Consider the following 24,098-nt stretch of genomic DNA (forward strand, 5'->3'; position numbering starts at 1 on the left):
GAGGTATGTATGAAATTTTGTTTTGATTGTGATGACACACTCTATGATCTACAAGATCCTTTTCGCAAATGCATCGCACAATTTTTTCCAGATTATGAAGGTGATTTAGAAGAATTTTATCGTATTTATCGAGAATATGGAGATGAAGTATTTGATTTGTTACAAAATGATACGATCACTGTAGATGATAGTGGCATCTATCGTATTTATGCATCCAGTCAAGCTTTGGGATTAGAGATGAGTCTAGAACAAGCGGCTGATTTTCAAGATCTGTATCGAGAAAACCAACATCATATTCAAATGGCACCCTCCTACCATGAATATTTTAAAAATACATCCAGTGAGATTGCAATCTTGACAAATGGATTCGATGATCATCAACGAATGAAATTAAAAGCTTTGGATGTTTTTGCTTATTTTGCGCCCGATCATGTATATACATCGGGACAATTGGGCTATGCGAAACCCGATCCACAAGCGTTTCAAGCCATTGCCAAGTATACCCATACAAACATTTCCGATTGGTATTATATTGGTGATAATTATATCAATGACATGAAAGGAGCAAAAGGGGCTGGCATGCATACCATTCATTTGAATCGACATCATCAAATGGAAGGAGATGCCGCCGATTATGTAGTGTATACCGAAGAGCAGTTGATCGCATTATTAAAAAAACTGGAAAATAGAGGATACGTCGTATCAAATGAAGACCTATAAAAAAAGATGGTCGCTTAGGCGGCCATCAATTTTTCTAATTGTTGTTTGATTGCTTGAATAAATTGTTCCGAATTCACTTGTTTGGTTTCTACACCTTGTGCTAAGGCACAAAGATCTTTTGTCATGATACCTGCATTCAATGTATCTAAACAAGCTTGTTCAAGCGTATGAGCGAAGGTTTGTAAATCTTCCAAACCGTCTTTTTCACCACGTTTTGCGAGAGCTCCTGTCCAGGCAAAAATTGTAGCAATCGGATTGGTCGAGGTTTTTTCACCTTTCAAATATTTGTAGTAATGACGCGTAACGGTTCCGTGGGCTGCTTCGTATTCATAATTGCCATCTGGAGAAACCAATACACTGGTCATCATGGCTAACGAACCAAATGCGGTCGATACCATATCGCTCATTACATCACCATCATAGTTCTTACAAGCCCAGATCATGCCACCTTCGCTACGAATCACTCGGGCGACGATATCATCGATCAATGAATAAAAATAAGTGATGCCAGCTGCTTCAAATTTGTCTTTGTATTCCTGATCATAGATTTCTTGAAAAATATCTTTGAACGTATGATCATATTTTTTCGAAATCGTATCTTTTGCACCAAACCATAGGTCTTGTTTTGCATCTAAAGCATAATTGAAACAACTACGAGCAAATGATTGAATCGAATCATCTTTATTATAAAGACCTTGAAGTACTCCTTTTCCTTCAAAATCAAAGATTTTTTCTTCGGTTGTCCGGCCATCTTCATCGGTAAATTTTAATGTAGCTGTTCCTGGTTTGGATACACGAATTTCTTGATCTCGATATACATCACCATAGGCATGACGAGCAATGGTGATTGGCTTTTTCCAATTGCGTACAACCGGTTGGATGGGATCGATCATGATAGGAGCACGGAACACCGTTCCATCCAGAATGGCACGGATCGTACCATTGGGAGATTTCCACATTTGATGTAAGTTGTATTCTTCTACTCGTTGTGCATTGGGTGTGATCGTTGCACATTTTACGGAAACTCCATATTTTTTATTGGCATTGGCTGCATCGATCGTTACTTGATCATTGGTTTCATCTCGATGTTTTAATCCGAGATCATAATATTCTGTTTTTAAATCCACATAGGGAAGGATCAGTTCATCCTTGATCATCTTCCATAAAATACGTGTCATTTCATCGCCATCCATTTCAACCAACGGCGTTTTCATTTGAATTTTTTCCATAGGCATCCTCCAACTATGCATCCATTATACCTTTTCTTGTATCCGTATGCCAAAACTATTTTTATTTGTGGTAATATATAGACATTGTGGAGGTAAAGAAATGATTCTTGCAACAATTCATGAAAAATCATCTTTAAAAGCTTTAAAAGAAGCCGGTTGTGATGGCGTCATCATTGGTGTCAAGCCTCTTGCTTTACATTGTCCATGTACGATTGAAAGGAACGAACTATCGCAATGGAAGGAAAATTGTGATCAATTCAACTTGGATCTATATGTCAATGGAACAAAGCTGATGATGGATGAAGATCTACCTCTTGTTTCAGATACTCTACAACAATGTCAATCCTTAGGTATCCAAGGATTTTATTTTGCAGATGAAGGCGTCTTACAAGTAGCGAAAGAGATTGGTTATCAAAATGCATTGATTTATCAACCGGAAACGTTAATAACCAATCATTTGGATGCGCAATTTTATTTAAATCAAGGCATACAAGCCGTAAGTTTAGCTCACGAATTGTCACTGGATGAAATGAAAAAAATTGCGCAAGCTCCACATTTGGAAGTATTGATCAATGGCTATTTTTCGATTCTTTATTCGCGTCGACCTCTGGTTTCCAATTATATGCATCAAGAAAATATGGATGTGCCATCGACCTTACGATATGATCTCATCGAAGCAACCCGATCGGATCGCATGCCTATTCTCCAAGATGAAACGGGTACGCATATTTTCAGTGAACAACCGATTCAATCCAGTCATGAGATGCAGACATTAAAAGAATATGGAATCTCTCGGTTTCGAATCGATTCCATTTTTCAATCCGATGCTTGGACCATTGATATTTTAAATGCATATAAAGAACACCTTGTGATGCCTGGTTCTGATCATTGGTATCATCAACAAACGATTCGAAAAAAGGAGGAGCAGAAATGAATAAAATTGAATTGTTAGCTCCTGCTGGTAATCTGGAAAAAGCTAAGATCGCCATTTTATATGGGGCGGATGCAGTATACATTGGTGGAAAACAATTTTCCCTGCGTTCACGCGCTTCGAACTTTTCTTTGGACGAGATGAAGGAGTTGGTCGATTTTGCGAATGACCACCATGCCCATGTGCATGTAACGGTCAATATGTTACCACATGAAGATGATCTGGAAGGCATCCAAACCTATTTGCAGCAATTGGATGCCATTGGTGTCCATGCGATCATTGTGGCCAGTCCATATATTATGACATTGGCAAAATCATTGGGGTGTCATTTTGAAGTGCATGTTTCTACCCAACATTCAAGCACCAATTCAAAAGCTATCCAATTTTGGAAAGAACAAGGCATGGATCGTGTTGTTTTGGCGCGAGAATGCGGTATGGAACAAATCCAAACGATGGCTCAAAAACAAATTCTGCCGATTGAGATATTTATTCATGGAGGCATGTGTATTTCCTATTCGGGTCGTTGTGTTTTAAGCAACCATATGACTTTGCGAGATGCCAATCGTGGGGGGTGTGCACAAAGCTGTCGATGGAAATATCATCTCATGGAAGGAAACAAAGAACTCTCGGATCCGGAACAATTATTTTGCATGTCGTCCAAAGACCTACAAGCTGTTGATGAAATTGAATCCTTTATTCGATGGGGCGTTGCTTCTTTAAAAATCGAGGGACGAATGAAGTCTGCCTATTATCTTGCTTGTGTGGTTTCCAGTTATCGTCGTTTGATCGATCATATTTATGAAAAAGGAACAGTCAGCCAAGAAGAATTAGATGCCATTAAATTGGAGATTGCCAAAGCAGAAAATCGCCAAACAGGGCCTGGCTTTTATAAAGGGTTACCGGACGAAACGGTTCAGTTATACCAAGATCATGATGAGACGGTGACCCAGGAATATGTTGCGTTTGTTATGGGTCAAAAGGATGATAAAATACAGTTACAAGTCAAAAATAAATTTGTGTTCGAAGACGCTCTAGAAATATTTGGTCCCCAAATTCCAAGTACGCCGATCCATCTTCAATGGATCGAAGATGAAAATGGAGATCCCATGAATGTGTGCAATAAACCGATGCAAATCGTTTATGCGAAATGGGATGGGCCTTGGCAAAAAAATGCAATGATTCGAAAGAGGAGAAAATAAAATGAAATTAAGTCAAAGTTTTTTTTATACATTGCGTGAAAACGCAAAAGATGAAGATAGTGTATCGAGTAATTTGCTTGTGCGAGCTGGTATGATCAAAAAGACCAGTGCCGGTATTTATATGATCATGCCAATGGGTAAAAAAGTGTTAGCGAAAGTGGAAAATATCATTCGTGAAGAAATGGATGCCAAAGGGGCACAAGAATTATTGATGCCTGCCTTGAGTCCGGAGGAAGTCTATGAAAAATCCGGTCGAAGAGAAGCGTTTGGCTCCAATATGTTTGCGCTTCATGATCGTAATGATCGTCCTTATGTTTTAGGACCAACCCATGAAGAATTATTTACGATGGCAGCCAGCATGGATGGCAAGAGCTATAAAGATTTTCCATATAATTTATATCAGATCCAAACGAAATATCGTGATGAAACACGTCCTCGTTTTGGTTTGATTCGTGTGCGTGAGTTTATCATGAAAGATGCGTATTCTTTTGACACCGACGAAGCCGGATTGGCAAGATCTTATGATGCGATGTATGATGCCTATTGTCGTATCATGGATCGTTTGGGACTGAAATATAAAGTTGTGCGGGCAGATACCGGTGCGATGGGTGGTTTATTAAGTGAAGAATACCAAGCCTTATCACCCATTGGAGAAGATATCATTGTTGGCTGTGAAGGTTGCGACTTTTCAAGCAACATGGAAATTACCGAAGTTGTTGATAATAAACCGGAGTCAACTGAACCAAAAGTGCCTTATTCAATCAAGGAAACCCCCAATGCGAAAACCATCGAAGAGGTTGCAGCTTTCTTTGGAAAACAACCGAGTGATTTTGTGAAGACTTTGCTCTATAATGCCGACGGTAAGATCGTGGCATTCTGTGTGCCGGGGGATCGTGAATTAAATGAAGCCAAAGCCATGAAGCTTTTAGGTGTTAATGAAATGGAATTGGCAGCTTTTGAAGATGTCGAACGAGTAACCCATGCCAAGGTAGGATTTGCAGGTCCAATTGGTATTGATTGTCCAGTTTATATGGATCGTCAAATCTTAAAAATGCATAATTTTATTGTGGGTGCAAATAAAACGGACCATCACTATGAAAATGTAAATGTTGAAGATTTTCAACCCGAAGCCATTGCCGATCTATGTCAAGTCAAAGATGGGGATGTATGTCCTGTTTGTGGCCAACCATTGACATTTGAACATGGTATTGAAGTAGGCAATTTATTTAAACTTGGAACCAAATATTCAAAGAGTTTAAATGTGCTTTATACGGATCAAGACAACCAGCAGAAACCGATTTGGATGGGTTGCTATGGTATTGGTTTGGAGCGTTGTATGGCCGCTGTTGCCGAACAATACAATGATGAAAAAGGCTTGATGTGGCCCGATGAAGTAGCCCCTTTCCGATTAGCCATCGTTGTGATTTCCAATAAAGATGAACGCCAAATGGAAGTGGCAGATCAATTATATGCTTTCTGTAAGAAGCGTCATTATGATGTTTTATTGGATGATCGAAAAGAACGTCCTGGTGTCAAATTCAAAGATATGGAATTGATTGGTATCCCACATCGTATCACGGTTGGTCGTGGTGTAAAAGATGGTATGCTTGAATGGACCGAAAGAGCAACCGGAGAAAAGACGGAAGTATCTTTGGATGATATTGAAGATCGAATCATTGAAATTTATGAAAAATAGATAAAAAATGCTTGGCATTATACAGGATCCATGTTATTATAAACAAGGTCGAAATGAGCTTGCAATTATACAATGGATCTTGTATAATAAATAAGCACCTGGTTCCGTAGCCAAGAGGCTAAGGCAATAGACTGCAACTCTGTGATCATCGGTTCGACTCCGATCGGAACCTCCATTTATGGGGTCGTGGCGGAATTGGTAGACGCAACGGACTTAAAATCCGTTGGGAGTTAATTCCCGTGTGGGTTCAAGTCCCACCGTCCCCACCATCGATAATAAACCCTTTATTTAAAGGGTTTTTTATTTTAGTGGCCTACATTTGGCCTACTTTTGATTGCATTTTTCACTCACGATTTAAATAATTAATGTGTAACAAATGGAGTGGGGACTGATACGTTTCTGCCATTCACAAATGATTTACGATCATCTTTTTATTCGGATACAAATACCTATAAAGAGTGTGTTAGAGATTGGCTCGCAGCACACACCAACCTACAGTATGCAAGGTGGTAAAGCCAATATAATGGGGAATACCATGTCCTATCATCATGATAGGGCTTTTTTTGCATGGAGGAAAACAAGAACGTTCGCAACGCGATTAGAAACTTATCGAGATAAAAGAATTTGGTGATATTTAGAAGATGAACATACAAAAAAGGAATTTCTGCATCATTTTTTTACATATGGAATCAAATACATACATACGATAGAGAAGTCTTTACGAATGTAGACTTAGGTAATCATGATCCGAATAAAATTCATTTCATTGACGGAAGAATTTTATATGTATATTCTTGTCAAAAAAATACCGGATGTTTAAAGAATGTCGTATATATTGATTTCAAGAAATATTTAAACAATCGGTTTTGTTATATCGTGAGTAAAAAGCAACGCGTCAACGATTGTGTGTCTTTCCAAATGGTATTCAATATATTGGATAATCCTTTTGATATTGTGAGAATGATTAAAAAAAATCGCTATGATTGATTCATAGCGATCATCGAAATTGTCGCATACAGATCTTGTTTCGGACTTGACCTACATAATACAAGGAGCCAAAGAAACAAACAATGGATGAAATCGAACGGGTTTGATCCACAATTTGATCCAATGATGAAACAATGGCAGGATGTCCCTTCGATTGGATGATATGAGCTAATGTTTGTGCATCCAGGGCTCTTGGATTGGGTGGTGTGATCGTATAGAAACAAGACGATATAGGACCTAGAATATCGATCATTACTTCATAGTCTTTATCTTCTAGAACACCCATTACAAAGGTTATTTTTTCCGCTTTGAAATAAGTCTCTAACGATTTTTTTAACTGGTATACACCTTGCACATTATGAGACCCATCGACAATACGAATGGGATCTTTTTGGATGATTTCAAAGCGACAAGGCCAAATCGTCATTTTAATACCACGATGTATATCAGCCGATGCAATTGGATATCCCTTTGTTTGTAGGATCTGAGCGGTTGTGATGGCCATCATTGCATTTTGCACCTGATATGTACCCAATAACTGTGTATGGTAGTCATGAAACGATTGACCCGATAGATCTTTTGTATCGGCTTGTATAGAAGGCACAATATGCATTTTCGCATCCCTTTGTTGGCATTGGGAAGCAACGACTTCAAGGACCTCTTGGGTTTGCGGATAGACGATCACATCACAATGCGGTTTGATGATACCCACTTTATGCGATGTGATTTCTGATAATGTATGGCCCAACAATTCCGTATGATCCAAACCAATGGCTGTGATCAAGGCACAAACAGTATGGGAAACGACATTGGTGGCATCGACATCTCCGCCCAAACCAACTTCCAAAATGACTAGGTCACATTGCTTATGTTGAAAATACAAAAACGCAATTGCACAAGTAACTTCGTACATGGAGGGATGCAGATCGTGTTCCTTCGCAATATTTCGTACTTGCGTGGCCAATTCAGCTAAAGAAAGAGGGTCAATCCATTGATTGTCTACTTGTATTTGTTCCTTCCAATCAAAAAGATGAGGACTCGTAAAAAAACCAATGTGCATAGAGGTTTGTGTTAAAATCGAATTGAGATAAGCAGCGCATGATCCTTTTCCATTGGTACCGGCAATATGGATATAGGAACAAGCATCTTGAGGATTTTCCAAATATGCAAGAAGAGCACGTATAGTGTTCAAATCCATACGTGCTTTTCCATGAATGACATTTTTAGGTTGAAAAACAGGGAAATGCATCAACCAATGCATTGTTTCTTCGTAATTCATTGTATCGATACACTTTGCTTAAAGAAGCTGGTGATGGATACCGGTTTTAATATAACCATCATCAATGCAGTATTGATAGGAATCATGATCAATTCTTTGGCTAGACGCATCATTAAGAAAGCCCAAAATGTATTCCCATACAATATGGATAACCATAGGGTATTGAATCCTAGCCCCACAATCAGCGTGTATAGAATTTCAGCCAACAATACGCGTTTGAGTGAGATTTCTTTTTTATATAGGACCAAGGAAAAAATCAAACCAGAGACGAGTCCACTGATCGTAAAACCAGGAAAATAAGGGCCTGTCGGCTTTACAATGTAGCCGCCAATATCGGCAAGAGCACCAACGATAGCGCCCAATATGGGCCCAAATAAAGCCGATTCCATCGCAATGGGAATTTGTGAAAAGCGAATTTCGATCACATTGGTAATGGGAATTTTAAAAAATCCCAATATGATTGCGATGGCAATCATCATGGATGTTGTCGTTAGAACGCGAACATTTTTTAATTTTGACATTAGAAAAACCTCCTTTGTGCAGTATAGGTCCTTTTACTACATAAGGAGGTTGGATACCAGAATATGTAGCAGCGGGATGCAGATCCGATATCGCAAGTTACTACTTTTCGTCCATCTGTCAACTCCCTGTTCAGATGGCACTTTACGCATGGGATCTTACTCTGCTTAATGTCTAGACGTATAGTATCACACTATATAAATAGGGTCAAACCAATTCCCGTGATCACACCGGTCAAGAAAAGAATAAGGATGACTCGAATCAGATTTCTTTTTCTTTCGCCATAACGAATCAAGACCAATAGAGCCAATCCAGAATTGGTCACAAGACCACTAAATAAAGAGCCTAAACTCAATGTTCCGGCAGCATACAATTGCGCCAATACAACGGTGGCTGCACAATTGGGAATAAACCCAATACAAGCGGATAAAATCGGTTGAAAAAGGGAATGATCCAAGAGTACGTTTTGAATCGTTTGTGGTCCAAGCCATTCGATCAACAAACTAATGATAAAGCTTGTCACAAATAAGAATCCAAAAATACGTAAGGATCGTAATAAAGCACTGAATGGCAATGGATAATCGGGATAGCAACAGTTACATCCATTCACAGCCGCACTGGATTGGTCATCATCGTACTCAGCATAGGCATCACTGTCTTCTTCTTCCATTTCTTCAAAACGAATGATGTGTTGTTGGTTTCGCAAGAGGAAATCAACCAGATAGCCAACGACAATACCTGTGACAAACTTGCCAACCAACACAAAACCAAGGGTTGAATAGAGGTCTGGATTGCTTAAAAGGATGGGTATCGCTTCATCACTGGTGGCAATCATGACAGCAACCAAAGTTCCTAAGGTGATATTTCTTTGCACAAAGAGCATGGCAGCTAAAACACTAAAACCACATTGCGGGATCAATCCCACAAGAGCACCAATCAATGGACCAAAGCGTTGTAGACCGAAGAAGATCTTTTCATCCGAAGCCGATGTTTGCTTCCGTTCAAAGAGCTCGATGATACAGTAGGTAATAAATAAAAGCGGTAACATGGCCCATGTATCATGGACACATTCTATGAAGATATCAATCAAAAATTTCATAACTTTCATCATACGGAATTCCACAAAAAAAGCAAGTCATATGCTTGCTTATGGTTCCAATCTCTTTTCATTGAGCTTATTATCGGTAAATTCCTGTAACGTTCGATAAATGAGTGCAAAAACAGGAACACCCAGGAACATACCAATGACGCCATAAAGCCCGCCACCGACAGTTACCGAGAATAAGATCCAGAATCCAGAAAGACCTAATTGATCGCCCAATACCAGAGGCTTTAAGATATTGCCATCAAATTGCTGAAGAATAAAAATGAAGATCAAGAAGATCAAAGAATAAATGGGATTGATCAACACCAATAAGATGGCACTGGGAATAGCGCCCAAGAATGGTCCAAAAACCGGAATCAAATTGGTAATGCCAACCGTAAATGAAATCATTTGTGCATATGGCAAGTGAAAAAGGGTGGTACCTATGTAACAAATGATACCAATGATCGTGGAGTCAATGATATTACCAATGATGAAACTATCAAAGACATCTCTTGTCGTATGGGTAAAATGAACCAAATGATTCGCAATGCCTTCTGGAAAAAGGGCATAGGTCAAACGTTTGAATGTTTTACAAAGTGATTCTTTATCCAAAATGATGTAGAAAGCGGAAACGATGGCTAAGATCGTATTGATGATAAACCGGACAGCAGCAACAGAATAACTGGCAATCTTGTTTAAGTTTTCCGATACCAATTTCGATAAACGACCGGTCATATACGCTTCGGCATTGGATAGATCAATATGCATATTTTGTTCAATTTGTTTGATATAAAATTTGATATTGGACTGAAACATTTTTTGATTCGTCAATAATTGTTGAATGGAATGAATCAAATTCGGAAGGATCATGGAAATAACTAAGATCAATAAAAAGATAAAGATCAAAAATACTACCAAAGCAGACCAAAGTCTTTTTTTCTCAAAATTCTTAAATAATGATTTTTCTAACCAACGCACAGGAATGCGCAAGACAATGGCTAATCCCAATCCAAAAATAAAGGGGGATGCAGCTGCCGTAAAAGTTTGGATTCCCTTGACGATCGTGCCACAATTATAAATGATAATGCCAATGACAAACGCAATGATCAGGGATAAAGAATATACGATTATTTTTTTCTTCATTTCATTATCGAAACGAACGTGCATGTTATCACCTCACACGGAGTTATTTTATCATCTAGAAGAATAGTTTCAAAACATATATAATAATTTTATGGACAAATTATACGAAGGAACGATTTCATGCAAGGCCATCTTAGAAAATCCCAACCGCATTTGTAGTTGTTTATACGTCGATAAGAAAAAACGCACAAAGGATTTTCATTATATCATTCATTTGGCCCGACAAAAAAATTGTAAAGTAGAAATGATGGATCGCCATCAATTAGATCAAATGGCCACTTCAAAAACGCATGGGGGCATGCTGCTTAAAGCCAAGACCAGACAATTTGAAAAACCCCCTAAAATGGATGGATGGAGCGTCTATATTGATGGTTTAGAAGATCCATATAATTTAGGTAGTGTCTGCCGCACCTTATATGCAGCTGGATGTGATGGTTTGATCTTGCCTTTACGAGATTGGCAACATGCCGAAACGATCATTCTTCGATCGAGTGCCGGTGCGTTTGAAAAATTGCCCATTTATATGGTTGAAAATGATAAGGCTTTTATTCAATATATAAGGACAAACGGAATTCCTCTATATTGTGCCTATCGAAACCAAGCACAAAGTTTATATGAGGTGATATTTCCAAAAACATGTTGTATAGCGATTGGCGGTGCCTATCGAGGAATTAGTCGAACCCTATTAGATCATGCCACTCAAAATGTATATATTGAATATGGAAGAGAGTTTCGCAATGCGCTTGATACATCGAGTGCTTGTGCAGTATTTGGGTTTGAAATCATGCGACAAAGGAGGAAATAAAGATGCGAATCAATCGAGATCAATTAGTAAAAATAGCTGTGAATGGACAAGTGGATCATCCCCGTATGGGACATTTTTATGTTGGCTATGATGGGAAAGGCCGATTACCTGTAGGAACTGGTGGAATTGTATATTCCCATGCCATTGGCGACGCTTGTATGGGTATTGCGGGAGACCATGTCGAACCCGGTGTTACGATTGCCAATCCCAGTGATCGTGAAAACCATGCCCTTGAAACCTTAGCCTGTATTGGCAATGAAGTCATTTGTCTATCTGGTCCAGCACAGGGATCCAAAGGCATCGTGACCGGAACCCATGGTGGGGTAGATCATACCATGTGTTACTTTCCGCCAGAAGCGATTGAAAAAATGACAGGTCATGAACAATTCTTAGTGAAAGCGTATGGACAAGGATTAAAACTTTTGGACCATAAAGATGTGTATATGATGAATATCGATCCGGATCTTTTCGAGCAAATTCCCATCCAAGAAACCAAAACGACCATTCAATTTCCGGTTGTGTGCGTATTACCACCCTATTTAATGGGTGCCGGTTTAGGGAGTGATACGATGATGGAAGGCGATTACGATATCATGACCCAAGATAAAAAAGCGAATGACATCTATGGAATCAATCAACTTCGCTTTGGGGATTTCGTGGCCATTAAAGATCACGACAGTACGTATGGACCGCATTATAAACAGGGAGCTATAACCATTGGCGTTGTCGTACATAGTGATTCTTTTACCAGTGGGCATGGACCTGGATTAACCATTGTTGCCACAAGTGCAACACCAGCTATTGAACCAGTTATAGAAGCCCAGGCAAATTTGGTCCAATATAAAGATGCTTTATTGAAACGATAAAAGATGTGCTGTCTTTCGCGGCAGCTTTTTTTTGCATTCTAAAAGCTTGTATCTATAAACTCATGCGCATTTTGAAACTTCATGATGGATCGAATAGTTTTATCATTTGTCATGATATTTGACAGTTCTACTCACAAATCAGATAATAAAATCATGAATTATGTGCAAGTCTATATCGAACATAATAGTTTATCTCTAAATCAAACCTTCACGTATCAAACCGATCAGGAAGTATCCATAGGAAGTCGTGTCAAAGTGCCCTTTGGCCATCAAACTTTGATTGGCTTTGTCGATGCGATTTGTGATCAATGTGATCTAGAAAATGTGAAATCAGTACTTGAAGTATTGGATCCCGAACCTTTGTTGGATCCAGAATTGCTTCAGCTTGCCTCGTGGATGGCCGATCATTATGTGACTTCAAAAATAAGCTGTTTAAAAACGATGTTGCCACCAGCCTTGAAACCATCCTCGACCCATCGACCGATCGTTTATGAACAATGGGCTATGGCAGGGAAGGGATCGGGTTCTTTAACACCCAAACAAGCTGCTTTTTTAGCTTCCCTATCTTTTCCATGTAAACTATCCCAATTGCGTAAACGATCACGCACCATGACGCAACGATTGATCGACCAGGGATACATTATGGTTGAACAAAGACCAAAAGGCATGTCAAAAATTGTGTCTACCCATCCAGATCATGCTTTTACTTTGACACCGGAACAGAAACAAGCCGTCGCCACGATCTCGACATCATCCGATACGATTTTCTTATTACATGGTGTGACCGGTTCGGGAAAGACCGAAGTCTTTTTGCAACTTGCCCAGCAAGTTTTGGCAACAGGCAAACAAGTTCTTTTCTTAGTACCAGAAATTGGTCTTACACCCATGATGATCGATCGCGTATCGGCCCGTTTTGGAAATCGAATTGCGATCTATCATTCCCAATTGAATGCGCAGGAAAAATATGATCAATACCGTCTGGTAAAAGAGAATAAAGTGGACATTGTCATTGGAACTCGTTCAGCCGTCTTCATGCCTTTTTCAAATTTAGGCCTGATCCTGATGGATGAAGAACACGATGCTTCCTATAAACAAGAAAATATGCCTCGTTATCATACGCGTGATATCGTAAAATGGCGTGCTCAGTATCATGGATGCAAAGTGGTGCTGGCCAGTGCCACGCCAAGTTTGGATTCGTATGCCCGTGCCTATAAAGGGGTCTATCATTTGGTTGAATTGACCCATCGTATTTCCGTTTCGATGCCAACGATCCACTTAGTGGATATGAAGACCCAAAAGAGTCAGGCAGGCTTATCCCAAGATTTGTTGGATGCGATTTCGACTCGATTCACGCATAAGGAACAAACCATCTTATTATTAAATCGCAGAGGTTATCTGCCCATCATGCGCTGTATGGATTGTGGCCAGACCATGACCTGTCCTGATTGCGGGCTGGCTTTGTCTTATCATAAAAAAGATCATGTATTGATGTGTCATTGTTGTGGGAGGACCTTTGCGTATATGGATAGCTGTCCTACATGTGGTGGACATCATTTCTATCAGTCGAGCATGGGAACCGAAAAACTTGAAGAACAACTTCATTCGCTTTTTCCATCGGCCCATATCGTTCGTATGGATGCGGATACGACTCGCAAAAAAAAAGCCCATCAAAAGTTGTTACAAGAATTTGAACGATCCGGCGATATTTTATTAGGAACCCAGATGGTTGCGAAGGGATTGGATTTTGCCCGTGTCAGTCTGGTTGGGATCATCAATGCCGATAGTGGCTTAGCTCGATTGGATTTTTCTTCCAATGAATTAGCCTATGATCTATTGGAGCAGGCTTCGGGACGCTCTGGTCGGCAATCCCAGCAAGGCGAAGTCTATATCCAGACCTTTGATCCGGATCAATATGTGATGCGCTGTGTACGTTATCATGATTATAAACGATTTTTTAAACAAGAAATGCAATTTCGTCATCTTGGTATGTATCCACCTTACGTATACATGTGCACGTTGATTTTTTCGGATAGTGATCCAGCTCGAGCGATGAAAAAAGCATCCCAAGCAAAAGCAATGGCGGTTTCGGTAAAAGTATTAGGTCCTGTGGAAATATCCATGCGACAGAAAAAGGTCCGCTATCGTCTGGTCTTAAAAGCAAGGAATCAAAACACTTTGCATGATTGTGTATGGCAGATTGCGAAAGCCATGAAGGGAAATGTCGATATCAATATGTATCCGATATTATTGGAGGAATAAAATGCGAGAATGGATCTTACGTGCATTGATTGCAGTCAAACTACATGGAGAATATTCAAATTTATATTTGCGGAAACATTTAAAATCGTGTGATCCAAAAGATCGAAATCTGGCCACACGGATATTTTATGGTACGATCCAAAATTGGTCGTATTGCGAAGCGTGTTGGCAAATCTATGCCAAACGCAAAGTCAATGACAAAATCGCCGTTTTATTGACCATGAGCACCTATCAATTGTTGTTTTTAGATAAAGTGCCGGCTTATGCTATCATCAATGATGCGGTCAATTTAGCCGGTTTGATACAACCTCGATCGAAAGGCTTTGTGAATGCGATCCTTCATCAAGTAAAACCACTGGAAAATGAAAAGGATCCGATTGCGTTTGAAACATCGTGTCCATCTTGGGTCGTAAAAATGTGGACCAAACAATATGGAAAAACACAAGCCGAAAACATGGCTCGCTGCTCTTGTCAGATCTTGCCAGTGACGATTCGATGTAATCCATTACGCATGGATAAAGAAGAGATCGCACAATACAAAACGATCAAAAGTCCGGATATTTATATCGGACATGATATCACATCCGATCCCTTATATATATCAGGAAAGATCAGTGTCCAGGATCGCGGCTCTTTAGCGATTGCCCAATTTATGGATGTACAAGCTGGAGATCGGGTATTGGATTGTTGCAGTGCACCGGGAACAAAAGCGATGGCCATGGCAGAAAGGATGAAGGATGAAGGATACATCGATTGTATCGATATTCATGCGCACCGTGTTCAATTGATCCAACAAGATGCCAAACGATTGGGATTATCTTGCATTCATGCACAAGTGGGTGATGCGACAAAATTGAATGGATTGGGCATGTATTCTAAGGTCTTATGTGATGTTCCTTGTAGTGGATATGGTGTATTGGCACGTAAACCAGACATTAAACTTCATATGCAGCCAAGTGATATGGATACATTGATCCCATTACAGGCACAAATTCTTTCTTGTGCCAGTACACATGTGGTCAATGGCGGTATTCTGGTCTATTCGACTTGTACGCTCAATAAGAAAGAAAATGAAAAACAAGTGGATCGTTTTTTGGCTTCACATCCAGAATTTATTTTATTGTCGCAAAAAACGATTTTTCCAAATTCAATGCATGATGGTTTTTTTATGGCAAAGATGCAAAAAAGCAAGAATTTGGTATAATATTGAAATGTATCAAAGGAGGCAGCATGCAAAGCTTATACGACTTGAATTATGAACAAATGGGTGATTTCGCACAATCGATGGGATGGAAGCGATTTCGCGGTCATCAGATCTTTCAGTGGCTGTATCGGGAACGAGTGACCGATGTGGATGCGATGACCAATTTATCCAAAGAAACACGATCAATCTTAAAGGAACGATTTGTGATCGATTCATTGAAGGTAGTTAAAAAACAAGTGTCTTTTGATGGCACCACCAAATTTCTCTTTCAAACCGAAGATGGTTCGTTGTTGGAATCCGTTATGATGGTGTTTGATTATGGCCGAAGTGTTTGTGTTTCAAGTCAGGTGGGTTGTAACATGGGCTGTGCTTTCTGTGCGAGTGGTCTAACCAAAAAACGACGCAATCTGACCAGTGGGGAAATGGTTGCCCAGTTTTTGAATATTCAACGAGAATTGGATAAAGAAGGACAACGCTTAAGCCACATTGTCGTGATGGGAACCGGAGAACCTTTTGATAATTATGAGAATGTGATGAATTTTTTAGCCACTGTGAATCATGATCGTGGCTTAGGGATTGGTTCACGTCATATCACGATATCTACGTGTGGTGTTGTTCCACGCATTTATAAATTTGCGGATGAACACACCCAATATAACTTAGCCATTAGTTTGCATGCACCCAATGATGAATTACGATCCAAATTGATGCCCATCAATCAAGCGTATCCCTTATCGGAATTGATGAAAGCCATTCGATATTATGGTCAAGAGAACAATCGTCGTTTGACATTTGAATATATTTTATTAAAAGGTGTCAATGATCAGCCACAACATGCAAGACAATTATCACAACTGCTCCATGGATTGAATGCATATGTCAATTTGATTCCATATAATTCCGTGGATGAGAAACAATTCAAAAGTGTGACCAGACAAGAAGCGATGGTTTTTTATGATCTTTTGATGAAAAATAATGTTCGTTGTACGATTCGCAAAGAACATGGACAAGATATCGATGCGGCTTGTGGGCAATTACGAATCAATGAAATCAAGAAAGGATTGGGTCAATGAAAGCATTTGGAAGTACGGACATAGGTAATGTACGTCAAGAAAATGAAGATGATTTCTTTTACCTGGAAAATGATCGTGGTGACTGTATTGCAGTTGTTTGTGATGGTATTGGTGGCAGTGCGGCTGGTGAAGTAGCCAGTCATATTGCCGTTCATACCATTCGTGATGCTTTTATCCAGTCTCCTGTATTGGATCATGATTATGAAGTCGATGAATGGATCCAGACAACTTTGAATAAGGCCAATGATGCAATTTACTATAAAGCGCAACACAATAAAAATGAACGTGGCATGGGAACGACATGTGTTGGTTTTCTGATGACCAAAAAATCTGCTTATATTTTTAATGTGGGTGATTCTCGTGTATACGCGGATTATGCGGAAGGATTGATCCAAATGTCAGAGGATCACAATGTGGTGAGTCGTTTGTTGCGTAAAGGTGAAATCACCAAAGAAGAAGCACGTTGGCATAAACAAAAAAATACATTAACGAATGCATTGGGGGTTTGGCATGTGTTTCAAATTGATCTACATAAGATAGAAAACACCTTTCAATATATATTATTGTCGAGTGATGGTCTACATGGATATGTCTCCCATAAAGATATCCAAAATATTGTCGAAGATCCACAAATGAGTCTGGAAGAAAAAACAAAGGCACTCATTTCGAAAGCCAATCGGGCTGGTGGATATGACAATTGTACGGTTGTCATTGTTGAAAATGATAGGTTGTAAATATGCCATTAGCTGTACAAGAAGTTGCCAATCGATATGAGATCATTTCGCTGATCGGTCAAGGGGGGATGGCTGATGTCTATAAAGCGAAAGATGTCATTTTAAATCGAATTGTCGCAATCAAAATATTACGCGAAAAATTAAGTCATGATGCCATGACGTTGGTTCGTTTCCAACGGGAAGCCAGTGCGGCTAGTCGTTTGTCACATCCTAATGTCGTTGATATCTATGATGTAGGTGAGTCCGATGGCATGCATTATATTGTCATGGAATTTATCCGTGGACGAACCTTGAAACAATTGATCCAACAGCGTGGTGCTCTGAGTGTCAGTGAATCCATTCAGATCATGACCCAATTAACCAGTGCTATCGATCATGCGCATAAGCACAATATCATCCATCGCGATATCAAACCACAAAATGTGTTGGTTAAAGACGACGGAACAGTCAAGATCACTGATTTTGGTATTGCGATTGCCAATGATGCTGTTCAATTGACTTTAAATAATGCCGTTATGGGTTCGGCTCATTATTTAGCGCCAGAAACAGCGCAGGGGAAAGAAGCAACGGCACAAGTCGATATTTATTCTTTGGGGATCGTATTTTATGAATTATTGACAGGGGATGTTCCTTTTCATGGGAAGACGCCAACGGAAATTGCCGTCAAACATTTGCGGCAGCCTATGCCTTATGTGCGTGATTTTAATCCAACGATTCCTCAAGCCGTAGAAAATATTATTTTAAAAGCAACCGCCAAAGATCCAAAAGATCGTTATTCATCGGCTTTGGCGATGTTAGAAGATCTTCAAAATTGTATGAATTGGGAAATGCGCAATGTCGAACGGATCACATTCACAACCCCAAATATTGCTAAAGTCGACGTGAATGATGGACATGTGGAAGTGGAATATTCGGATGAGCCCATCGAAATAGAAGAGAAGAAGCCATTTCCATGGTTTACCTGGATCATTCGTACCATTGTCATCCTTATCATCTGTTTGATCATATTATTGGGTTTAGTTGCCGGACATATCATTCAGGTGGATGGTTTATTGGGATATTATACAGTGCCGGATGTTGTGAATCTTTCTACATCGCAAGCCAAACAGAAATTACGAGCCAAAAGCTTTACCCATATCACGATCAAAAAAGTATTAAGTGATCAGGTAGATAAAGGCAAGGTGATTTCTTGTAACTATGATGCTGGACAATCGGTCTATCATGGGAATACTATTGTTTTGAAGGTTTCCAAAGGACCTGGGTATCTTGTAGCAGATTTTACCGGACTTACTCTTGCTGAAGCCGAAAACACCTTGGATGAAGAGGGCGTGAAACTCAATATTGAAGTCAAATATAAAAACGCGGCCGATACCAATCCAGGTGTTATCTTATCGCAAAAGAAATTAAAAGCAGGTACTCGTATTGATCCAAATGCGAATGAAACGATTCAGTTTGTGGTAAGTCAAAATCCCACTATCGTGATTCCTTCGTCTTTGATTGGTATGGATGTGAATGAGGCCAAGACGTATTTAAATGATCAAGGCATTGCGGTGGTTTTATCGGGAAGTGGCGATACCGGTATCGTTGTAGGCGTAAGCCCAAGTGTGGGATCAACATATACACAGGAAGGATCAGACAGTGTGGTCACACTGTATTATCAGTAGTATGCAAGGCAGAATTATAAAGATCATCTCGAATCAATATACAATCGAATATGAAAATCAGTTTGTTGTGGCTTGGCCACGCGGAAAAATGCGAAAAGGACAAGCCCCGGTTGTCGGTGATTGGGTTGAATTTTCAGCTGTCCATGATCGGTATGTGATTGAAAAGATCATACCCAGAACCAATCGTTTGTTGCGACCAGCTATTGCCAATGTGGATCAAGCGTTGATCGTGACCAGCATGAAAGATCCGGATTATTCTTGTCATTTATTAAATCGATTGATTTTTTTGGTTAGTTTATCGCATGTGGAACCAATCATTTGTATTACGAAGTCGGATCTTGTTGATATGACCAAGTATCAAACCGAAATGGCATGGTATGAGAAAGCAGGCTACACCCTTATTTATACCTATCCAGGTAGTGATGATATGGATTTGAAGAGGATATTGAAAGATAAGATCAGTGTATTGTGCGGTCAATCGGGAGCTGGAAAGAGTTCTTTATTGAATCGGTTGGATCCTTCCTTTTCTTTACAGACACAAGAAATTTCCAAGGCCTTAGGACGAGGAAAACATACGACGCGGTTTTGCCAGCTTCATCCAGTTGCGAATGGATGGGTAGCCGATACGCCAGGTTTTTCTAGTTTGGATTTTTCACGAATCGATGTATCGCATCTAGATACGCTCATCAAGGATTTTCAACCGTATGTCGGTCAGTGTCGGTTTTCCGATTGCCGGCATGAAAAAGAACCAGGTTGTGCTATAAAGGAAGCTTTGGAACACGGTTTGATCAATCCCAGTGTTTATGAAGATTATATACAAATAAAAAGAGAGGAAAAACAGTATGGAAAATAGTCGTATTATTTCGCCATCGGTATTATCGATGGATTATTCAAAAATGCCAGAACAAGTCGCACAACTCAATGCATCTTTAGCGCAGTGGTTGCATTTTGATGTCATGGATGGACATTTTGTTCCCAACCTTACCTTTGGACCCGATATTCTAAAAGGTTTCTGTAAGTTGAGCGATTTAGTTATGGATGTTCATTTAATGGTTTCAGATCCCGTTAAATATGCGCCCATCTTTATTGATGCCGGTGCCAATATGGTTACCTTCCATGTGGAAGCATTGGATAATGATATGAACAAAGTACGATCGTTGTTGGATGAAATTCATCACTTAGGTGCCATGGCTGGTGTGGTTGTTAAGCCAAAGACGGATATAGAAATCATCCAACCTGTATTAAAGAGTTGTGATATGGTTTTGATCATGACGGTTGAGCCTGGTTTTGGTGGTCAATCCTTCATGGAAGATATGATGCCAAAGGTCAAGTGGTTGGCCCAACAAAGAGAGGCACTCCATCTTTCGTATCGAATTGAAGTGGATGGTGGAATTAATGGCACAACCTACAAGAAAGCGGTTGCCGCCGGTGCTGATACACTGGTTGCTGGTAGTTTTGTATTTAAGGGAAATATTGCTGAAAATGTAAAGGCGTTGTTGAAATGAAAACAGCGCTTTTAATTACACCAAAATCACGCATGGTGCCACACATGGAAAATGTCGATTACATTGGTGTTGATGCCGGTGCTTTATTGATCGAAGAAGCCGGTTATGATTGTCGATTGGCGATTGGTGATTTTGATTCGATGGATGCCAACGCTTTGGCTTCGTTAAAAAAGCGAATGGAAGTCATTGTACACCCAGTCAAAAAGAATGAAACCGATAGTGAACTGGCCATTCGTTTATGTAAGGAAAGAGGATATCCAACCATTATTTTATGGGGTGGTCTATCCAGTCGTCTGGATCATACATTATTGAATATTCAATTGTTGAAAAAGGATCCAGAACGTGTCATTCTGCAAGATGAAAAACAAAAGGTAATCATCCTTCAAAAAGGGGAACATCTTCTTGAAAATGCCTATCGGCATATTTCTTTTTTTCCTTTGGAAGAATCTATCCTTACTTTAGATGGGTTATTGTATCCATTAACACATCGTTTGATCAAACCGAGCGATCTCTATTTGACATCCAATTCATTTGTCGATAAAATGGCACATGTCGTTGTGGAAAAGGGAAGTTTACTTTGTGTAGAATCCAATTTTCAATAGAAAAGAGATCGTTATGAAAGAATTTGCATATGGCTTGGTTTATCTGTTTTGTGGTATCTTTATGATTGTTTGGCCACTTCGAATGCTAAAGATGATTGATGCATTCATGGTCTTTATCTTTTTTATTAATGGTACAAAACAGTTGTTGAAAGCGGGGAGGCATCCAAAGGTCATAGATATTGAATGGGGTCTGCTTTCGATTGGGTTTGCTTTTTTCATTTCCAATCATCAATATTTTTCAAATGGGATCGTTCGCTTAGGCACAGCGATTTATATGTGGATGTATTGTGTTAGCTGTTTGGTTCAATTTTTCATCGATATCCATACCAAGGAAGGACATTCTTTGGTCGATCTAGGAAATGGAATCTTTTGTTTAGTCATTGGGAGTTATCTTTTCTTTCATAAAAACTTTGATGTGAATGTCTTGATTCTTTTGTTTGGCCTCTATTGTATCGCTTTAGCGGGGCGTTCGTTCTTAGATGGCTGGTTGGGTATTCGTTCGGATTATCATTGGCAACATAAACATTATTTAATGTTACCAGCTATTGTATTGGCTTTTTTACCGGGTCAGTATATTCAACGTCTAAAAAAACAAGATAAGACCGAAAGAACGGATAAGAAGACCGATGCGACAACGGATTTAAGAGTAATGGTGCATGTGGGTCCAAAAGGCTTGCAGAAAGTGGGACATATCACTTTTGCTTACAAAGATTGTGTGTATAGCTACGGTAATTACGATATCGCATCATCAAAATTAAATGGAACCATGGGTGATGGTGTCTTTTTTATGCTTCCTTTTGACGTATATTTAAAACAAATGCTACATACCGAAAAGAATTCTGTTTTTGAATATGGTATCCATGTGAACCAAAAACAAGCCAAATGGATCGAACATGAAATCGAGGCACTCAAGCAACGTTCCAAAATTTGGTTATGCGCGATTGAAAGAGAAAATGGCTTTTCTCATCCACAAGATTATATGAATGATTATCCTAGTCGTTTGCGTAATGCAACGCAAGTCCAATTTTATAAGATCATAAATGGTAAGTTTAAAACCTATTGGGCATTGGGCGATAATTGTGCGCAATTCACCAATATGGTATTTTCTAAATTAGGATCGGCCATATTAAATTTGAGAGGTGTCGTTTCACCGGGTGCTTATTTTGTCTGGCTGGAGCATGAATTCAAAAAGTCAAAAAGTCCCATCGTTTATCGTAAGATACATATCGCTGCATAAAAAAAGATGGATCTTCATCCATCATTTTTTTGTCCTTATTAAATAGCGCCTTGTTTCTTCAATGTTCTCAATTCACGAGCACTTACGCGAACTGTCTGAGGTTTTCCGTTGACGTTGATTCGAACCTTCTGTAAATTCACATTCCATTTACGACGAGTAGCACGTAATGAGTGAGAACGTCTATTTCCTGATAAAGGACCACGTCCAGATACTGCACATCTTCTTGACATCCTGATTGGCCTCCTTTTTCTCATTGAATCTTGCTTACGCAATTGCTTAATAATATTAGCATTGATTTATTGGTATTTCAAGTAGAAATTTAATTTGTTTGGATATTCGTATAATGTTATAATAACGGCGTCGATTGGAGAAGGAAATATGCAGATTTCAATATATACATATATATTTGGTGCGATTCTTTGTTTAGGGTTGATGCTTTTGATCATGCCTCATTTGATCACTTATCTACATAAGATCAAATTTGGTCAAACCGAAAGAGAAGAGGGATTAGCTTCTCATAAAGTGAAAAATGGTACACCAACGATGGGAGGTATTGCTTTTATTCTTATATCTACCGTGGTTTATTTGGTTTTTGCTCTCTGCCATTGGGTACCTATTGATATGCGATCTGGCATTATCTTATTAGCTTTTATTGGATATGGGATCATTGGTTTTATCGATGATTATATCATTGTTGTACAAAAGAACAATGAAGGATTAAAGCCAGGGGCTAAGTTTGCTTTACAAAGTGTCTTAGCCATTGTTTTCTTTTTGTTATATATGCAAACCGATGTTGCAATGGATCTTTGGATCCCCATCGCAAACATTCACATTCCTTTAGGCCCTTTCTATTTTGTGATCATTTATTTCATGTTTACAGCCGAAACCAATGCCGTCAATCTAACCGATGGCTTGGATGGATTATGTGCCGGCCAAATGATCATTGCCTTGGTGCCTTTTGTGATCTTTGCTCAACGGGCCAAGATGGATCATATTGCTTTCTTGATTGTCTTGTTGATTGCTTCTTTGCTTGGATATTTAAAATTTAATAAACATCCCGCACAGATCTTTATGGGAGATACCGGTTCTTTGGCTTTAGGCGGTTTCTTTGCGGCCATGGCCATGGTCTTAAAACAAGAAATCTTATTGATCTTGATTGGTGGGGTATTCGTTGTTGAAGTATTGAGTGTTGTGATTCAAGTCACCCATTATAAGCGAACGCACAAACGTATTTTCCGTATGGCCCCTCTACATCATCATTTTGAAAAAGGTGGTATGTCCGAAACGCAAGTGGTCCATCGATTTTGGCTGGCTGGAGTTGTTTTATCGATTCTTGGATTTATCATAGGAGTGATGTAA

The 24,098-nt window shown here is 39.4% G+C and carries 22 protein-coding genes, 2 tRNA genes and 1 riboswitch; of the genes, 18 read left to right on the forward strand and 6 right to left on the reverse strand.

Features of this window, described 5'->3' with window-relative positions:
• The first annotated feature begins 9 nt into the window (after positions 1 to 9).
• The gene (locus SOS22_RS00750; protein ID WP_320325709.1) at positions 10 to 720 is read left to right on the forward strand and encodes an HAD family hydrolase; all 711 of its coding nucleotides are present in this window, start codon (positions 10 to 12) and stop codon (positions 718 to 720) included.
• A gap of 14 nt (positions 721 to 734) precedes the next feature.
• On the opposite strand, the gene SOS22_RS00755 is transcribed toward SOS22_RS00750, so the two are convergent.
• Positions 735 to 1,949, reverse strand: coding sequence for an NADP-dependent isocitrate dehydrogenase (locus tag SOS22_RS00755; RefSeq protein ID WP_320596015.1), 1,215 nt, complete (start codon positions 1,947 to 1,949; stop codon positions 735 to 737).
• Positions 1,950 to 2,049: 100 nt separating this feature from the next.
• Here SOS22_RS00755 and SOS22_RS00760 point away from each other — a divergent pair, with 100 nt between their 5' ends.
• The 5 genes from SOS22_RS00760 to SOS22_RS00780 all read left to right on the forward strand — a co-directional run bounded on the left by SOS22_RS00760 (position 2,050) and on the right by SOS22_RS00780 (position 6,044).
• Positions 2,050 to 2,883 carry a peptidase U32 family protein gene (locus SOS22_RS00760; RefSeq protein WP_320325707.1) on the forward strand — a complete coding sequence of 278 codons (834 nt, stop codon included), beginning with the start codon at positions 2,050 to 2,052 and terminating at the stop codon, positions 2,881 to 2,883.
• On the forward strand, positions 2,880 to 4,079 hold the full coding sequence (locus SOS22_RS00765; protein WP_320325706.1) for a peptidase U32 family protein: 1,200 nt from the start codon (positions 2,880 to 2,882) through the stop codon (positions 4,077 to 4,079). The genes SOS22_RS00760 and SOS22_RS00765 overlap by 4 nt, the downstream gene beginning before the upstream one ends.
• 1 nt (position 4,080) lies before the next feature.
• Positions 4,081 to 5,775, forward strand: coding sequence for a proline--tRNA ligase (locus tag SOS22_RS00770; RefSeq protein WP_320596016.1), 1,695 nt, complete (start codon positions 4,081 to 4,083; stop codon positions 5,773 to 5,775).
• Between the two features lie 100 nt (positions 5,776 to 5,875).
• Positions 5,876 to 5,950 (forward strand) — tRNA-Cys (locus SOS22_RS00775).
• Positions 5,951 to 5,955: 5 nt separating this feature from the next.
• Positions 5,956 to 6,044, forward strand: a tRNA-Leu gene (locus tag SOS22_RS00780).
• Between the two features lie 728 nt (positions 6,045 to 6,772).
• Here SOS22_RS00780 and SOS22_RS00785 read toward each other — a convergent pair.
• The 4 genes from SOS22_RS00785 to SOS22_RS00800 all read right to left on the reverse strand — a co-directional run bounded on the left by SOS22_RS00785 (position 6,773) and on the right by SOS22_RS00800 (position 10,790).
• Positions 6,773 to 8,041, reverse strand: coding sequence for a folylpolyglutamate synthase/dihydrofolate synthase family protein (locus SOS22_RS00785; RefSeq protein WP_320596017.1), 1,269 nt, complete (start codon positions 8,039 to 8,041; stop codon positions 6,773 to 6,775).
• Positions 8,038 to 8,562, reverse strand: a complete 525-nt coding sequence (locus SOS22_RS00790; protein WP_320596018.1) for a folate family ECF transporter S component — start codon at positions 8,560 to 8,562, stop codon at positions 8,038 to 8,040. The genes SOS22_RS00785 and SOS22_RS00790 overlap by 4 nt, the downstream gene beginning before the upstream one ends.
• A 67-nt stretch (positions 8,563 to 8,629) precedes the next feature.
• Positions 8,630 to 8,728, reverse strand: a riboswitch (THF riboswitch).
• A gap of 25 nt (positions 8,729 to 8,753) precedes the next feature.
• Positions 8,754 to 9,659, reverse strand: coding sequence for a putative manganese transporter (locus SOS22_RS00795; RefSeq protein WP_320596019.1), 906 nt, complete (start codon positions 9,657 to 9,659; stop codon positions 8,754 to 8,756).
• A 48-nt stretch (positions 9,660 to 9,707) separates the two neighbouring features.
• A complete protein-coding gene (locus SOS22_RS00800; RefSeq protein WP_320596020.1) occupies positions 9,708 to 10,790 on the reverse strand; it encodes an AI-2E family transporter in 1,083 nt (360 codons plus the stop codon).
• Between the two features lie 91 nt (positions 10,791 to 10,881).
• Between SOS22_RS00800 and SOS22_RS00805 the strand changes: the two genes are divergently transcribed.
• The 11 genes from SOS22_RS00805 (at position 10,882) to SOS22_RS00855 (ending at position 22,739) form a co-directional block, all read left to right on the forward strand.
• Positions 10,882 to 11,595 carry an RNA methyltransferase gene (locus tag SOS22_RS00805; protein ID WP_320596021.1) on the forward strand — a complete coding sequence of 238 codons (714 nt, stop codon included), beginning with the start codon at positions 10,882 to 10,884 and terminating at the stop codon, positions 11,593 to 11,595.
• A 2-nt stretch (positions 11,596 to 11,597) separates the two neighbouring features.
• Positions 11,598 to 12,461, forward strand: a complete 864-nt coding sequence (locus SOS22_RS00810; RefSeq protein ID WP_320325635.1) for a DUF4438 domain-containing protein — start codon at positions 11,598 to 11,600, stop codon at positions 12,459 to 12,461.
• A gap of 153 nt (positions 12,462 to 12,614) precedes the next feature.
• A complete protein-coding gene (gene priA / locus SOS22_RS00815; protein ID WP_320596022.1) occupies positions 12,615 to 14,720 on the forward strand; it encodes a primosomal protein N' in 2,106 nt (701 codons plus the stop codon).
• A gap of 1 nt (position 14,721) precedes the next feature.
• Complete coding sequence (gene rsmB / locus SOS22_RS00820) at positions 14,722 to 15,924, forward strand: 16S rRNA (cytosine(967)-C(5))-methyltransferase RsmB (RefSeq protein ID WP_320596023.1); 1,203 nt, start codon at positions 14,722 to 14,724, stop codon at positions 15,922 to 15,924.
• 26 nt (positions 15,925 to 15,950) lie between these two features.
• Positions 15,951 to 16,997: a 23S rRNA (adenine(2503)-C(2))-methyltransferase RlmN gene (rlmN, locus tag SOS22_RS00825; protein ID WP_320596024.1), complete on the forward strand. Its 1,047-nt coding sequence runs from the start codon at positions 15,951 to 15,953 to the stop codon at positions 16,995 to 16,997.
• Positions 16,994 to 17,731: a Stp1/IreP family PP2C-type Ser/Thr phosphatase gene (locus SOS22_RS00830; protein ID WP_320325631.1), complete on the forward strand. Its 738-nt coding sequence runs from the start codon at positions 16,994 to 16,996 to the stop codon at positions 17,729 to 17,731. The genes rlmN and SOS22_RS00830 overlap by 4 nt, the downstream gene beginning before the upstream one ends.
• A 2-nt stretch (positions 17,732 to 17,733) precedes the next feature.
• Complete coding sequence (gene pknB / locus SOS22_RS00835) at positions 17,734 to 19,395, forward strand: Stk1 family PASTA domain-containing Ser/Thr kinase (RefSeq protein WP_320596025.1); 1,662 nt, start codon at positions 17,734 to 17,736, stop codon at positions 19,393 to 19,395.
• 1 nt (position 19,396) lies between these two features.
• Positions 19,397 to 20,248 (forward strand): ribosome small subunit-dependent GTPase A, encoded by an 852-nt coding sequence (gene rsgA, locus SOS22_RS00840; protein ID WP_320596026.1) that lies wholly within the window; start codon positions 19,397 to 19,399, stop codon positions 20,246 to 20,248.
• The gene (gene rpe, locus SOS22_RS00845; protein WP_320325628.1) at positions 20,238 to 20,900 is read left to right on the forward strand and encodes a ribulose-phosphate 3-epimerase; all 663 of its coding nucleotides are present in this window, start codon (positions 20,238 to 20,240) and stop codon (positions 20,898 to 20,900) included. The genes rsgA and rpe overlap by 11 nt, the downstream gene beginning before the upstream one ends.
• On the forward strand, positions 20,897 to 21,502 hold the full coding sequence (locus SOS22_RS00850) for a thiamine diphosphokinase (protein WP_320325627.1): 606 nt from the start codon (positions 20,897 to 20,899) through the stop codon (positions 21,500 to 21,502). The genes rpe and SOS22_RS00850 overlap by 4 nt, the downstream gene beginning before the upstream one ends.
• A gap of 13 nt (positions 21,503 to 21,515) precedes the next feature.
• The gene (locus SOS22_RS00855; protein WP_320596027.1) at positions 21,516 to 22,739 is read left to right on the forward strand and encodes a DUF308 domain-containing protein; all 1,224 of its coding nucleotides are present in this window, start codon (positions 21,516 to 21,518) and stop codon (positions 22,737 to 22,739) included.
• Positions 22,740 to 22,777: 38 nt separating this feature from the next.
• Here SOS22_RS00855 and rpmB read toward each other — a convergent pair whose 3' ends face one another.
• On the reverse strand, positions 22,778 to 22,969 hold the full coding sequence (rpmB, locus tag SOS22_RS00860) for a 50S ribosomal protein L28 (protein ID WP_128519675.1): 192 nt from the start codon (positions 22,967 to 22,969) through the stop codon (positions 22,778 to 22,780).
• Positions 22,970 to 23,117: 148 nt separating this feature from the next.
• On the opposite strand from rpmB, the gene mraY reads away from it, so the two are divergent.
• Entirely contained in the window at positions 23,118 to 24,098 is a 981-nt protein-coding gene (gene mraY, locus SOS22_RS00865) for a phospho-N-acetylmuramoyl-pentapeptide-transferase (protein ID WP_320596028.1), read from the forward strand.

The sequence above is a fragment of the Absicoccus sp. genome, from assembly GCF_034090965.1.
In the GTDB taxonomy this organism is placed as follows: domain Bacteria; phylum Bacillota_I; class Bacilli_A; order Erysipelotrichales; family Erysipelotrichaceae; genus Absicoccus; species Absicoccus intestinalis.